The sequence below is a fragment of the Microcoleus sp. FACHB-68 genome, from assembly GCF_014695715.1.
Classification (GTDB): Bacteria; Cyanobacteriota; Cyanobacteriia; order Cyanobacteriales; family Oscillatoriaceae; genus FACHB-68.
Genome location: NZ_JACJOT010000008.1, coordinates 801,931 through 815,234 on the forward strand (window position 1 = coordinate 801,931; position 13,304 = coordinate 815,234).

Genomic DNA, 13,304 nt, shown 5'->3' on the forward strand with positions numbered 1-13,304 from the left:
GCTTCCAAAGAAGGAAAAGTATGAGAAATGATATTAAAGACAGTTTATAAAATCCTTTATTCAATCATAGCTGAGATCCTGTTGATCTTTAAATCAGGTTTTTGTTTTGAAATAGCTTGCAAGTCATTGAGAAGTTCATTTTTCAATGGCTCCCCAGTTTCAGTTTGAATGTTCTTATCTTTCTCTAAAAACCTTTGAATTTTTCCATAAGTTATTTCTGCTTCAGTGAGCTTTCCTGCTTGTAATTGGGTTTTCCCGAGAAAGCGAAGACAATTAATATCTCCTGGGAAATCCTTGCAGAGTACATCTAGATCGCGAAGAGCTAATTCAAATTCCCCTTTCTCAGCGTAAGTTTTGGCTCGACCATTCAGTGCTTCTCGATTAATTTCTTTATCAAAATTATTTTCAAGAATTTTTGTATAGACATTAATGGCTTCGTCTAACTCTCCTAATCGTATGTAAAGATCGATTTGATTGAATAAAGGTTCGGAAAATTTATTGTAAAAGTCTGAGGCGTCTTTAAAAGCGCCTAGAGCTTCAAGACAATCATTATAAGTCCCTTTATCGCATTTATAAGTAGTGGCTTGATCTATTAACAGACCTAAAAAAAAGTAAGCTTCTCCCAATTTTTTTTGATATTCATCTCCTGTTTTATCAATATTTTTTCTGGCGTTTTGAAGAGTTTCTCTTAAAACTTGGCGTGCTTGCGTTAACTGTTCTTTACTATTATAAATTGCACTCAAATGAACAGCTATCATAACCGAAAACAAATTAGTCCAATTTTGGTTATTGGACTTAGAATTCCAGTTACTATTTAAGGGAACCCAAAACTCGCACAACTCGTTAGGGAGATCTACATTTATCTTAATAGCTACTAAGGATATTTTAAAATATGAGGTATTTTGATCTGCCCAAATTACAATATCTGCATTCAAATTTTCACCTATTTTTTTGGCTTCTTGATATGTTAAAACACCTTGTTCTATTGAACAAATTTCAAGGTCTTTCCGGTTTTGACGTTGAAGTGCATCTAACAAATTTTCTTTCAAAAAAAGTTGAGGTGAGGTTTGGCTAGAAGCGAGATCAGCTAGGATAACTTTAATTAGATTTGAGTGTTTGGCTGTAGTGCATTCTTTCATTTGAGATTCTCCATTTAATCTAAAAGCAAATAGGGGATAAAAAAAAGTAGTTCCACTTAGTAAAATAAAAGAGGCTAAAATTGCTGAGCTTACTAAATAGATATGCTGAACTTGAGAAGCTTTCTGACTGCTAGGATTTGGTTTGACTACTTCAGGCTGGCTAGGAGGAAATATAATAACAGTCTGTTGCTCAACTTTATTGAACTGATTATTATTTCCATTGGCTAGATTAGCATCCCCATCGGCACTCGCTCCTTGCATAGAACCCGAATTAGAAGAGCCATTGTCTAACCCTTGCTGAACGCCGGCTTGCTTAGCTAGCTCATCATTATCTGAATTTGAGGGCAAAGGCTGAACCATAAAACCCATCCCAAAAATGATATTTCTGAAGAATGACAAAAATCAATCAGTCTCTAAAGAATTTTTGTTTCACACATTCCCCAGAAAAAAGCTGGCAGCTACCCCTAACCAAGGTGCTAACTTGACAAAAATTGGGGTGATGCTTTTCCAAAGTCCTTTACTTGCTGAAACTGTTTCAGTTGTGGCTTTAATTGTCTTTGTCACCCGTTCTAAATTGTTCTTGATAAAGTCCTTATCAGGCTCAGCTTCTTTTGCTTCCTCCTTAGCGGCAGCCAAAAATTTAGTAGCTTTTCCTTTTTGAGCCTCCGGTAAATTAGCAGCTTTGAGTAACTCTTCAATTTGTGCAAGCAACTCAATCGCCTCATCTTGAGTAATTTCTGGCTGTGCTGCGACAACTTGATTGGTTTGCTGAATCACGTTGGCATCACCGGCAAGCACATTGGCATTACCCCCAGCCACCCCTGCTTGCATTGCCCCTTGATTGGTGCTGCCACCTTGAAGGCTTTGATTAACTCCACCAGTATTCGATGACATATTAGTGCCCTGTTTTAAATAATTGTCTGACTAAAACCTAAACGTAGAAGCACCTTCAATACCTTGACTAAAGCTACTCTAGCTTGTCACCTATCTCCGTAGCCGACTTTTGCTTCCTGCCGGCTATTCTGCCAGCAGCTATAGATAGCCAATTATATAAAACAGCCTTCGCCGGCTCATATCCGGACAATTTACAAAAATATAAATAATTTCGTACTGTAAATTTTTCCACGAGCGCAGAAACAGTCTTTAATCCTCTAATTTTGGCACAATCCATAATCAGATTTACAGGTGGAAATCATTTGAATTCTGCTAAGGCAAAAACCGGCATCCCGATTCCAAAAAAAATGTGATTTCTTATACAAAAAAACCGGCACGCAACCCTAACCGGCATATCTCAAACCCTAAAATAGCGGCTTTCTACCCACAGCTAGATCCACAAGCCGGCTAGACCCTTGTAGCCTAAGCGAGGAACGGCTACTAAAAATCTATGCAAATTCAAACTCCAGACTGGGTCAAGCACGCAGTATTCTACCAAATATTTCCAGACCGCTTTGCCAAAAGCCAGCAGCCTCGCAAGCGGCTATTGAAAAACGCCTCTTGGGAAGATTGGCATGAAATGCCCACACTCCAAGGCTACAAAGGTGGAGACTTATGGGGCGTGATAGAAAAGCTAGATTATTTGCAAGATTTGGGAATTAACGCGATTTACTTCACGCCCATCTTTCAATCTGCTAGTAACCACCGCTACCACACCCACGACTATTATCAAGTCGATCCGATGTTGGGGGGAAATCCAGCGTTTAAAGAATTGCTAGATGCCGCCCATGAACGGAATATTAAGGTGGTTCTCGATGGGGTTTTCAATCACTCCAGCCGGGGATTTTTCTTTTTCCATGATGTTTTGGAAAATGGCCCTCATTCACCTTGGCTGGATTGGTTTAAGATTGAAGGCTGGCCGTTATCTCCTTATAATGGGGAATTTCCGGCGAATTATGTGGGTTGGGATGGCAATCGGGCGCTGCCGGCATTCAATCACAACAACCCGGAAGTGCGGGAATACATCATGGAAATTGCCGAATATTGGATTAAATTCGGCATTGATGGTTGGCGCTTAGATGTGCCGTTTGAAATTAAAACACCCGGTTTTTGGCAAGAATTTCGTGATCGCGTTAAAGCTGCTAACCCAGAAGCTTATATCGTTGGGGAAGTTTGGGGAGACTCCCGCGAGTGGCTAGATGGTACGCAATTTGATGGAGTGATGAATTATCTATTTGCTGCGCCAACCATTGCTTTTACCGCCGGCGATCGCGTTGATATCGACCAAGTTAAAGACAGATCCTACAGTCCCTACCCACCGCTATTCGCACCCGAATATGCGGAAAAAATCCAGCACTTGCTAGAATTTTACCCTTGGGAAATTCAACTAACTCAGCTAAATTTACTCGCAAGTCACGATACGGCGCGGCTAATTTCTATTGCCGGCGGTGATAAACCGAGTGTAGAATTGGCAACGCTGCTGCTGATGACGTTCCCCGGTGCACCGAGCGTTTATTATGGTGATGAAGTTGGCTTAGCAGGCAAGCTTGATCCCGACTCGCGTCGTGGCTTTCCAATGGAATCTAACTGGCAACGGGATGTTCTGGATTACCATAAACAGCTCATTACCCTGCGTCACCAGTATAAGTGTCTCCGCACCGGCAGCTATCAAGTTCTCTATGCTCATGCGGCAACTTACGCCTTCGCTCGCATTTTGGATAATGAGGAATTGATTGTTATCTTAAATGTGGGAAGTGCTGCATCTCAGGTAACTTTTGAGGTGACAGGTTTGCAATCTAAACCGAATAAGTTTTTATACGGTTCGGCTGAGATAGAGTGGACGGGTGAAGGGGAATCTCAGCTCAAATTGGATATTCCTCCCCGCAGTGGCTGCATCCTTGGTATGGGCTAATTTAGCCGGCACCGGCACTCTTTTTTAGGGCAATCTTTGACAGCCGAAGAGGTGTAATTAACCATAGATAAACACAGATAAATTGTCTGTGTTTATCTATGCTTTGATGACGATGCCGGATGTGCCGATCTCGTTTAGTTAACGGATACGAGTGCCGGTATCAACACGGTGTCAATGATGTGAATGACACCATTATCTGTGAGGATATCTGCTTGCAAAACCTTCGCGTCATTGATTTTGTAGCCACCCTCAGATTTATCAATCCCAACTAAGCCACCCTCAACTGTCTCAGCAGACTGGAGTTCATCTAAGTTATCAGTTCTGACATCGCCAGAAAGAACGTGATAACTCAAAATTTGCTTCAGCTTGGGAATGTCTTCCATTAAAGAAGCCAATGTTTCGGTTGGAATCTTGGCAAATGCTTCGTCGGTGGGGGCAAAAACAGTGAAAGGGCCAGGACTTTCCAAAAGTTCTAGCAAACCCGCTGCTTCAACCACTGTCATTAACGTTTTAAAAGAGCCGGCCTCGCTGGCAGTCTCGACAAGGTTAGCCATAGTGTTTTTCCAGTTGCGAATGTATTTCCTCTTTAGAAATACAAGGAGAAAGACTCATCGCGCATCTTTCATGGGTTAGACGTTGTACAAAATCTAAGAAATTTTGCAAAAAAAATGAATGTTGGGGGGATGCTCGGCGAATTTTACCCTAAAATCTCCCAGATTTCCCTCGCTTGCCGGCACTCACGCCGATTTGGGCTGCCGGTTTGTTTAACGACTGGTCAGAATTCCTCGCTGTTTAAGCTGCTGCATAAAAAACTCTTCTAAAGAGGTTCGCGCTTCGGATAAAGCTACGATTTGCCCACCCATAAGGTTGAGGCTGGCGAGAAAATCCTGGGGATCGCCTTTTAAATGGCCGTGCCAGTATTCATCTTGAAATTCTAAGTCGGGTATGCGCTGTCTGATCACGTCCGGGTTGCCGCCTTTGCCTTTGATGTAGTAGGTTTCTGCGTTGCCGAGGAGTTCGCTAAGTGAGCCGGTGCAAATTAATTCGCCCAAGGCGAGGATGGCGACGCGATCGCAGATTTTTTCGACATCTGAAAGGATATGGCTGTTGAAAAAGATGGTTTTACCTTGGGCTTTGAGTAAGAGAATGATTTCTCGTATCTGGTAGCGTCCCATCGGATCAAGACCGGACATCGGCTCATCGAGAAAGACGACTTCTGGATCGTTGATCAGTGCCTGTGCCATGCCAATTCGCTGCACCATGCCTTTGGAATATTGACGCAATTGTTTTTTGCGGGCGGCGGATTGAGCGAGTCCGACAAGATCGAGCAGTTGGGGTATGCGGTGGCGCTGTACGGCGGCGGGGATTTGGAAGAGACCGGCAGTATATTGCAAAAATTCCCAGCCGGTGAGGGAGTCATAGTAGTAGGCGTTTTCCGGCAGATAGCCAATTCGCTGTTTTACTGTGCGATCGCCTAAAGGACGCCCTAACAGTAAGCCTCGTCCAGAGGTGGGACGCGCGATTCCTAGGAGGGTTTTGAGCAAGGTGGTTTTTCCGGCACCATTTGGCCCCAGCAAGCCAAAGGTTTCTCCCTGATAGACTGTGAGGGTGCAGTTTTTCAAGGATTCGATTTTCTGGTTCATCCAGAAGCCGGTGCGGTAGACTTTGCTCAGTTCATAGGTTTGCACCACCGGCTGCCGGTTACGAGCGATTGTTTCCTCTGGCAAATTTGCAACAGATTCCATACCAGTAAGCGCGATAAGTGGCAACTGAGTTTATTTATTCCCTATTTTGCCGGTTTTTGTATCAATTTGAAAGAATTAACGATTTCTCTCACGGCTATGGATGCCGGCTGAAATCAAGGTTCTCTGTCCTTGGCGTTCGATTGCGGTTCAACTTAAACTTTTATTAAGAGCATTCAATAAACCAAGGAATCACATGGATCGTTCAAAAATTGTTGCGATTATTACCGGCGCGATTTCTCTCATTCTGGCGATCGCCTATCTCGTTATTGTACAGGTGCTCGATTTCCGAGGCGAAATGCTCCCGGCTCCCCAAAGTCAAATAGACGTGCCGGTGCAAGTTGCGTCTATTTCACACCTGGCACCCGTTACAACACCCGCCAAGGATTAAAATTGCCGGCTGATAACGCCAGTCCATTTAAGTGGATCAAATTTTTCTGACCGGCTGGCGTGTCCTAGCTAGGGTGTGCCGGCAGCCTGCATTAGGTGATTTTTGGCTCGGCTGCCGGTGCTAATTTCTGTTATTCAGCGGTACAATACTTTTATTATAATTTAATTAAAAATACTATTTTTATTAAGCAAAAATTTTATGAATAATTAACAAAGCTTCGTAACACACCTTTCACAGATTAATTAACTAATAAAATGTTATGTGCGTTGATCAATTAGACGGACGCTGAGAGATTTGCCGATACAATAAGACCGAATATTTCATAAATTTTGATTTTTTCATTCTTTTTACTCTAGATTTTGGTTGTTTATTTAAAATACAAAATAAATCAGCATTCATAGGATAAGAACAATGCTAATCCAACCACAACCGCTCGAAAAACAAGACATTATCTACCCAGAAAGTGACGGCAAGCCAATGGCAGATAATACCGAACAATTCCGCTGGATTGTAATTATTAAGGAAAACTTAGAATTGCTATTTGCTTCTGAGCCTAATGTCTTTGTTGCCGGCGATCTTCTCTGGTATCCTGTGGAAGGAAATAGCAGCCTTAACCGGGCACCAGATGTTATGGTGGCATTTGGCAGACCGAAGGGAAAACGCGGCTCTTATCTGCAATGGCTAGAAGATAACATCGCTCCCCAAGTTGTGTTTGAAATCCTGTCGCCGAATAACACGCTCACAGAGATGGGGAAGAAATTTCAATTTTACGACCGCTATGGCGTTGAAGAATACTATTTGTATGATCCGGCGAAAGCAGATTTGAGTGGCTGGCTACGTTCTGAATCAAAATTACAAGTCATTGAACCCATTGAGGGTTGGATTAGCCCCCGATTAGGAATACACTTTGATTTGTCTGGGGAAGAACTGCAAATTTATGGCCCAGACGGTGGCAAGTTTCTTACTTTTGTAGAATTGGATCGACTGCGCCAACAAGAACGGCAGGAGAAAGAATTGGCTCAGCAACGCGCTGAAACTGAGCGCCAACGCGCTGAGCAGGCAGAAACCGAATTGCAACAAGAACAACAGCGCCGGCAAGCAATGGAAGCGCGACTTAGAGAAATGGGAATCGATCCGAATCAACTGTGACAGAAATTAATTTACAAGTTCAAGAAACCAGCGAACGCCTTGATCGCTACCTTGCTGAACAACTCAGCGATTTTTCTCGCTCTCGAATTCAGCAGCTAATTTCACAAGGTCATGTAAAAGTCAACAATCAAACTTGCACGTCTAAAAAGGTGGCGGTGGCTGCCGGCGATCTCATTGAGTTAATCATTCCGCCGGCAGAACCGCTAGAACTGCAACCGGCAGACATTCCTTTAGATGTTCTCTACGAAGACGATCACCTGCTGATTCTTAACAAGCCAGCCGGCTTAGTCGTCCATCCCGCACCCGGACACGAAGCGGACACCCTAGTAAACGCCCTTCTCACCCACTGCCCTAATCTCGCCGGCATTGGCGGCGTACAGCGTCCGGGAATTGTCCACCGGCTCGATAAAGACACCACCGGCGCAATTGCGATCGCCAAAACTGACCAAGCCCATCAACACCTGCAGGCCCAACTCAAAGCCAAAACAGCCCGCAGAGAGTATCTAGGCATCGTCTCCGGTGCGCCTAAAACACCAAGTGGTACAGTTGACCTGCCCATCGGTCGTCACCCTGTAGACCGCAAAAAAATGGCTATCGTGCCGGTTGAGAAAGGCGGACGCCCCGCTATCACCCACTGGCGCGTCCAAGAACGCCTCAGTAACTATACGCTGATGCACTTTCAACTTGAAACCGGACGCACCCATCAAATTCGCGTCCACAGCGCTCAGATGGGGCATCCAATTGTTGGTGATCCAGTTTATAGCAGCGGTCGCTCTCTAGGGGTTAATATAGCCGGTCAAGCCCTTCATGCTTGGCGACTTCAGCTACAGCATCCCGTCACCGGCGAATTGATTGAGGCGACTGCACCCCCTCCAGAAGCCTTCACAACCCTCCTCACCATTTTGCGGCGACGCGCTAACTTTGGGGAATAAATAGTAGTTAAGGACAAGAAACTAGGTACTATTAACTAGAAAGTGATTCTAGCCTGTAGCATCTAATTTCTTGCCCTTAGTTAGCACTCAAAAGCCCTGATCTATTTAGTTGTCAGCACCTAATTAGCGCTTGCGGTAAGGCACAGTCGTATCGATATTAATGTTAAAAACGGAAACCCTGGGCGTATTGGTTGCTGTGGGAGTAACTTCCCGTGCCATCCCCAAGTACCGTGATGGATTGCCCTCTTGTGCTTGCTTCTCTTGCGGAGTAAAGCGGCGCACTTGATTTTGCCAGATGCTTTGTGGGAAGCCTAGCTGACTGCGATGATAGGCTTCGTAACGAGGAGTCCTCAGATTGAAGGGCACCTCGCCTTTTGCGCGCTGCGGCAAAATCCGCCGGCGTTGATAGGGCACTGTGTTGTCCCCAAAGTTGCTCAGGTATTCGTCGCTATTAAGCAAGTCATTGATGAACCCTTGCAAACCTTTGTTCACCAACACAATTGACCAAGCGATTTTTTCGCGCTCATTGTACACATCACGCCCTAGAACGCGTTGTACGCAAAGCTCAACAAACCGATAGTTGCTGTTAGGGTCAAGATTGCGCCGGCGGAACACATCCGAAGTCGCCAAACCCCGGATAAAATCGCGCACGCTGATCTGACCGTCTTTCAGCTGGGATTCCAAATAATCTTGGCGGCTGCTTTTCAGAATTTGGTGTTCGCTGAAAATTTGGCGGTATGCCGCCCAGATCAAATCATCGATTTCTGTACCCGACAGAAAGTTATCGGTTGTATAAATTCTGGGTTTTTCTTCACCCGGTTGTTGCTCAAATCCAGCCACGCGCTGATTTTGGCTTGATGGCGCGTACTCTAACAAAGGAATAGCCACGTCATAATCTCCGTAATCTCAAACTTTTAGCGTTCAGCTAGTAGCTAGTGATGTCGTTGGGCCTAGTGGCTAGTGGCCAAGTGTGAAGCGTGAAGTGTGAAGTTTGCTTTACTCTTCTGTCTTCACTCTTTAACCTTCATCCTTTCCCCTAGTCCCTAGTCTCTAGTCCCTAGTCTGACCGCTGCCGTTTAACCAGCCAACACTCAGGGTAGGGGATTACGGTAATACACGTCTCATTTTCCTGAACGACTGCAACAATATGTAATATTTTTTTACAAAAACGTTCAAATCTCCCCTCTCCAAAAGGCCAAAGAATTAGGAGTTGAGGCGCAATGAGGCCAATTGCGTAACCAAGCTTGCCGTTCTTGTTCATCTGTGCCTTCCACAACCGGCACTTCCAGTCCCAAGCCCAAACACAAATGGCTAACGACCGCCAAAAAGCGCTGCTCGTGACCGGGGGAGCGCAAATGGCCATGAGCGTATTCATGAGCGACGATGCTTAACCAATCGTGCCGGTTCATGCGTCCCACATCAATGAGAATCGTGATGGGTTCAACGAGAATATTGCAAAGGCCATCGACTCCAAACTCTTCAGCCAAAGGCGCTGCAAAAATTTGCATCTGTTGCCGGTCTTGTGGATGAAAGCAACTCTGACAAGCTTCTAGACAGGCATTCAGTTCAGCATTCAACGCCTCAATATTCTGGCCAATCCAAGTACAGATGCGAATGCGCTCATTAATATCATCCGCCACATCAGTCATTCCCGGCTGCAAAAGCAGCGGGCGCAAGGCATTTAGGTAATCGGCACCGCGCAGGAACGGATCGCTTTCTATTGAGAAATTGGAAATGGGGAGTGAAGCATTGGTCTTTGAGAGGGGGATTTTAGAAATCCCGAATCCTTCCTGCCGCTGTACTCCCGCACTCCCCGGTTCACAGTCTCTCACCAGCCTAAAGCCGAGTAGAACTGTTTGCTGTCAGAGGTTTCCTGAGCCGGCGCGGAAGTCGCCTCTGAATGGCTGCCGGCACCTTCACCGGAACCAACTCGACTCTCTGTACAAAATGAGGCTGTGCTGAACCCGCCGAAACGCTTCACTGTACTTGTCCGCATCCGCACGTCGGGTCCTGCAAACCAGAAGCGCTCAACAGAACTCATCGTCTCATATTCCGTTATCAGCACCAGCGCATTATCTTCATCGAGCAGATAGCGACCGGCAATCGGCACGATTTCAGCATAGCCCCGTTCTCGCAACATCTGACCCTGTCTGGGATTGTCTGAATCTGGGACGATGGCAAAGACTGTCGAACCTTCGTGATTTTCATCCTCTTTATCCCATGCCATTGAGCCGTGCCATCTCACGAATGCGCCACCGGCAGCTTTATTTGGATCAACCTCATGCAACTGGCAAATCTCTATGACTTTGGGATGATCCGCTGCCAGCGTTTCCACTGTGATTTCGGAATCTCCCATCTCCGTTCTTCTAAAAGGTAGATGGTGAGTTGCACGCTGGGACAGCCATTTGCCCTCACTGCGTTGAAAAAACTCCATTGCCTCCATTCGACTAATTTTCTCCCGCTAGAATGATGCTTCCGAATTTTCACCCTTTTATGATAAGCCGTATCAGGTTTAATCAACTTTTGTTTCCACGACAAGTCTTCTACCGTACAGAGTGAATACTTTGTCAAGGAATACTCACGTTAATTTACATTTTACGGATACAACAGGTTCCACAAAACCTCTTTTACCTCTGCCCAGGATTACCAACTAACAGGAGTGAGCCATGAATGTCCCCACAGGTCTGAGTTTAGAGCAAGAGTTTAAGCTGCAAGTTTTGCGCGAACAAGTCCAAACTTTATCTCAAGAGCAGGCCCAGGAATACTTATTGGAGGTGTTGCGGCAAAATATGGTGAAAGATAACTTATTCAAGCATTTGCTCAAAAAAGCTTCCTGATCCGATAAATTTAGGGTGAATCTACGAAACTAAATTTAAATGGGTGCATCAGGCTGCTTTTTTCTATGCGACGGGGTGAAGCTGTAACTAAATAATTGCTCAACCGTGCCAGTGAAATTTTAGAATATAAAATCTGAAATTTACAACAGACTTTTCGCAAATATCATTGGGATCGCAGCGTTTCTAGAACGACGCAGATAGTTTATTGCTGTTGATCGGCGAGCAAATCTACTTTTGCATAAGGTAGAATTACTCGGCTTGGTTTCTAGAGAGACGTTGAGACTTGAAACCCAGTTTTATGAGATAGTTCCAACCTGTTACTGCAGTGGTTTTCAGTCCTGTTTCAAGGGCGATCCACCGAGAAACCTTCGGGCCACTCCATAACCCCCCATCGGGAGGCGCTGACAAAAGTGCTTGTGATAGTTTGGCTTGTTGTTCTGGGGTGAGAATCGCTTTTTTGCCGCCCGGATTGTAGCAGTGAAAATCTATCAATCCCTGTGTTCCATAGTTATTGTATCGATGAGCTAACTTTCGCACCCAATCTGCTGAAAATCCGACAACTGAGGCGACTTCTTCAGCACTGAGTGGGTTATCTGGCCGGCTCAGTAACCAAATTGTCTGCCAGCGAGACCGTTCCTTTGCATTTTTGCAAGAACGGTATCGCCCAGTAAGTTCTTTATAGCTTAAATGCGGAGTTAGCTTAATCCGAGTTTGAGCCATGCAAGACGACTAGGTGAGTAGAATTCGCTCCTCATATTACCGCAATGCAGGCTCTAGGGAGAGCAAGGGGAGAAAGAGTCAAGAAGGAAAAAAGAATAAAAATTCGCAATTCTTAATTCTTGACTCCCGATTCCCCATGCCCCCTTGCATATTTATCCAAAACGACCGCTGACATATTCTTGTGTCGATTCTTTAGCGGGGTTGTGGAAGATAATCTGCGTTTCGTCGTACTCGACTAAGTAACCGATCCGCCCACCCTTTTCTGTCGGCTCAACATTAAAAAAGGCCGTCATATCCGACACCCGTGATGCCTGCTGCATATTGTGAGTGACGATGACAAGCGTATACTGCTGCTTGAGTTCATGAAGAACCTCTTCAATTCGCAGCGTTGAAATTGGGTCAAGCGCTGAACAGGGTTCATCCATCAGAATAACATCAGGCTGAACGGCTAATGCCCTAGCAATACACAGCCGCTGTTGTTGACCTCCAGATAGCGCTAAACCACTTTGGCGGAGTTTATCTTTGACCTCATCCCAAATGGCGGCTTGCTTGAGAGATCGTTCTACCAATTCATCCATATCCCCCTTATAGCCATTAATTCGGGGGCCAAATGCCACATTGTCATAAATTGATTTGGGGAAAGGGTTTGGCTTTTGAAACACCATCCCAATCTGCCGGCGCAACTCTACCGGATCGATATTCGGTGCGTAGAGATTTTGACCGTAATAGGAAACCTTTCCTTCAGCCCGAAATACCTTGATGAGGTCATTGAGCCGGTTATAGCACCGCAGCAAGGTACTTTTGCCACATCCTGAGGGGCCAATAAAAGCTGTAATTTTGTTTTTGGGAATACTCAAGGAAACATTCCGGAGTGCCAGGAAGTTACCGTAATAAACACACAGATTTTCTGTGTCTAGAACCGTTTCAGTTTGCTTGGAATTGTGAGAATTAGAAACCATAAAAAATGTGCAAAATTACATTAAAGTGACCTTGCTATCTGAGTGAGATAGAAAGGGTAGAGAATGACAGGAGAAGAAACGAGACGTTAAACAGCGGGTGCCTGAAGTCTCAGGGAGTTATTGAAAAAATTCTTTTTCATGAAGCTGCAAACATTCAATGACTCCCATCCATTGTTGCCGTTGACAAATTCTTGTGATGCAAGTCTCAGTGATGTTCTCTTGAACCCAGATTTGTTGGAGCGGTTAAGCCGACCCACTGAAGCTTAATTGTATCTTTGATTACATTACCCATTGCCTCTGAATAATATTCTTAATTCAGTCTGCATATAGTTAACTTTTGCTAAACAGATCCCCGTAATTTTGCGGAATTCATCGTTGATATACCGAGTGCTGGCCGTCGATTGCTCGTTACAGAATTATTCGCACCTAATACTTGAATGTTAGAAAGCGTGTTCTAGCTCCAAATGCTCAGCGAGCAGGGCAATGGCTGGAAGTTCATTAGGCAATCGAGGTATTTTTTCAAACTCAATAGAGAATGACGCCACGCTTCACAAGCACTGACTTGAAAGCAGACGGTCAGTAGGGGCATG

General features: G+C 44.9%; 14 protein-coding genes. 5 read left to right on the forward strand and 9 right to left on the reverse strand.

Features of this window, described 5'->3' with window-relative positions; all coding sequences use genetic code 11:
- Positions 1 to 56 precede the first annotated feature (56 nt).
- The gene (locus H6F73_RS12325) at positions 57 to 1,499 is read right to left on the reverse strand and encodes a tetratricopeptide repeat protein (RefSeq protein WP_190759030.1); all 1,443 of its coding nucleotides are present in this window, start codon (positions 1,497 to 1,499) and stop codon (positions 57 to 59) included.
- A 69-nt stretch (positions 1,500 to 1,568) separates the two neighbouring features.
- Complete coding sequence (locus H6F73_RS12330) at positions 1,569 to 2,033, reverse strand: hypothetical protein (RefSeq protein WP_190759031.1); 465 nt, start codon at positions 2,031 to 2,033, stop codon at positions 1,569 to 1,571.
- Between the two features lie 490 nt (positions 2,034 to 2,523).
- Here H6F73_RS12330 and H6F73_RS12335 point away from each other — a divergent pair, with 490 nt between their 5' ends.
- Entirely contained in the window at positions 2,524 to 3,984 is a 1,461-nt protein-coding gene (locus H6F73_RS12335; RefSeq protein ID WP_190759032.1) for a glycoside hydrolase family 13 protein, read from the forward strand.
- A 134-nt stretch (positions 3,985 to 4,118) separates the two neighbouring features.
- Here the strand turns inward: H6F73_RS12335 and H6F73_RS12340 are convergent, their stop codons facing one another.
- Both H6F73_RS12340 and H6F73_RS12345 read right to left on the reverse strand, forming a co-directional pair.
- Complete coding sequence (locus tag H6F73_RS12340) at positions 4,119 to 4,538, reverse strand: fasciclin domain-containing protein (protein WP_190759033.1); 420 nt, start codon at positions 4,536 to 4,538, stop codon at positions 4,119 to 4,121.
- 210 nt (positions 4,539 to 4,748) lie between these two features.
- Entirely contained in the window at positions 4,749 to 5,729 is a 981-nt protein-coding gene (locus H6F73_RS12345; protein WP_190759034.1) for an ABC transporter ATP-binding protein, read from the reverse strand.
- Between the two features lie 193 nt (positions 5,730 to 5,922).
- Here H6F73_RS12345 and H6F73_RS12350 point away from each other — a divergent pair, with 193 nt between their 5' ends.
- The 3 genes from H6F73_RS12350 (at position 5,923) to H6F73_RS12360 (ending at position 8,198) form a co-directional block, all read left to right on the forward strand.
- Entirely contained in the window at positions 5,923 to 6,117 is a 195-nt protein-coding gene (locus H6F73_RS12350) for a hypothetical protein (RefSeq protein ID WP_190759035.1), read from the forward strand.
- A 411-nt stretch (positions 6,118 to 6,528) separates the two neighbouring features.
- Positions 6,529 to 7,266, forward strand: a complete 738-nt coding sequence (locus H6F73_RS12355; protein WP_190759036.1) for a Uma2 family endonuclease — start codon at positions 6,529 to 6,531, stop codon at positions 7,264 to 7,266.
- Positions 7,263 to 8,198 carry an RluA family pseudouridine synthase gene (locus tag H6F73_RS12360; RefSeq protein WP_190759037.1) on the forward strand — a complete coding sequence of 312 codons (936 nt, stop codon included), beginning with the start codon at positions 7,263 to 7,265 and terminating at the stop codon, positions 8,196 to 8,198. Before H6F73_RS12355 ends, H6F73_RS12360 begins: the two co-directional genes overlap by 4 nt.
- Positions 8,199 to 8,321: 123 nt before the next feature.
- Here H6F73_RS12360 and H6F73_RS12365 read toward each other — a convergent pair whose 3' ends face one another.
- The 3 genes from H6F73_RS12365 to H6F73_RS12375 form a co-directional block, all read right to left on the reverse strand.
- Positions 8,322 to 9,086 carry a phycobilisome rod-core linker polypeptide gene (locus H6F73_RS12365; RefSeq protein WP_190759038.1) on the reverse strand — a complete coding sequence of 255 codons (765 nt, stop codon included), beginning with the start codon at positions 9,084 to 9,086 and terminating at the stop codon, positions 8,322 to 8,324.
- A gap of 284 nt (positions 9,087 to 9,370) precedes the next feature.
- Complete coding sequence (locus H6F73_RS12370) at positions 9,371 to 10,030, reverse strand: hypothetical protein (RefSeq protein WP_347239525.1); 660 nt, start codon at positions 10,028 to 10,030, stop codon at positions 9,371 to 9,373.
- Positions 10,027 to 10,641, reverse strand: coding sequence for a phycobiliprotein lyase (locus tag H6F73_RS12375; protein WP_190759039.1), 615 nt, complete (start codon positions 10,639 to 10,641; stop codon positions 10,027 to 10,029). Before H6F73_RS12375 ends, H6F73_RS12370 begins: the two co-directional genes overlap by 4 nt.
- A gap of 223 nt (positions 10,642 to 10,864) precedes the next feature.
- Between H6F73_RS12375 and H6F73_RS12380 the strand changes: the two genes are divergently transcribed.
- Positions 10,865 to 11,035 (forward strand): NblA/ycf18 family protein, encoded by a 171-nt coding sequence (locus H6F73_RS12380; RefSeq protein WP_190759040.1) that lies wholly within the window; start codon positions 10,865 to 10,867, stop codon positions 11,033 to 11,035.
- Positions 11,036 to 11,284: 249 nt separating this feature from the next.
- Here H6F73_RS12380 and H6F73_RS12385 read toward each other — a convergent pair whose 3' ends face one another.
- Together H6F73_RS12385 and pstB are read right to left on the reverse strand one after the other, a co-directional pair.
- Positions 11,285 to 11,755, reverse strand: coding sequence for a helix-turn-helix domain-containing protein (locus H6F73_RS12385; RefSeq protein WP_190759041.1), 471 nt, complete (start codon positions 11,753 to 11,755; stop codon positions 11,285 to 11,287).
- Positions 11,756 to 11,907: 152 nt separating this feature from the next.
- Entirely contained in the window at positions 11,908 to 12,714 is an 807-nt protein-coding gene (pstB, locus tag H6F73_RS12390; RefSeq protein WP_190759042.1) for a phosphate ABC transporter ATP-binding protein PstB, read from the reverse strand.
- Positions 12,715 to 13,304 lie beyond the last annotated feature (590 nt).

What these genes read in the sequence shown, in the direction of transcription:
- H6F73_RS12325 (WP_190759030.1), bottom strand. Translation starts at nt 1,499, where the DNA reads ATGGTTCAGCCTTTGCCCTCAAATTCAGATAATGATGAGCTAGCTAAG.
- H6F73_RS12330 (WP_190759031.1), bottom strand. Translation starts at nt 2,033, where the DNA reads ATGTCATCGAATACTGGTGGAGTTAATCAAAGCCTTCAAGGTGGCAGC.
- H6F73_RS12335 (WP_190759032.1), top strand. Translation starts at nt 2,524, where the DNA reads ATGCAAATTCAAACTCCAGACTGGGTCAAGCACGCAGTATTCTACCAA.
- H6F73_RS12340 (WP_190759033.1), bottom strand. Translation starts at nt 4,538, where the DNA reads ATGGCTAACCTTGTCGAGACTGCCAGCGAGGCCGGCTCTTTTAAAACG.
- H6F73_RS12345 (WP_190759034.1), bottom strand. Translation starts at nt 5,729, where the DNA reads ATGGAATCTGTTGCAAATTTGCCAGAGGAAACAATCGCTCGTAACCGG.
- H6F73_RS12350 (WP_190759035.1), top strand. Translation starts at nt 5,923, where the DNA reads ATGGATCGTTCAAAAATTGTTGCGATTATTACCGGCGCGATTTCTCTC.
- H6F73_RS12355 (WP_190759036.1), top strand. Translation starts at nt 6,529, where the DNA reads ATGCTAATCCAACCACAACCGCTCGAAAAACAAGACATTATCTACCCA.
- H6F73_RS12375 (WP_190759039.1), bottom strand. Translation starts at nt 10,641, where the DNA reads ATGGAGGCAATGGAGTTTTTTCAACGCAGTGAGGGCAAATGGCTGTCC.
- H6F73_RS12380 (WP_190759040.1), top strand. Translation starts at nt 10,865, where the DNA reads ATGAATGTCCCCACAGGTCTGAGTTTAGAGCAAGAGTTTAAGCTGCAA.
- H6F73_RS12385 (WP_190759041.1), bottom strand. Translation starts at nt 11,755, where the DNA reads ATGGCTCAAACTCGGATTAAGCTAACTCCGCATTTAAGCTATAAAGAA.
- pstB (WP_190759042.1), bottom strand. Translation starts at nt 12,714, where the DNA reads ATGGTTTCTAATTCTCACAATTCCAAGCAAACTGAAACGGTTCTAGAC.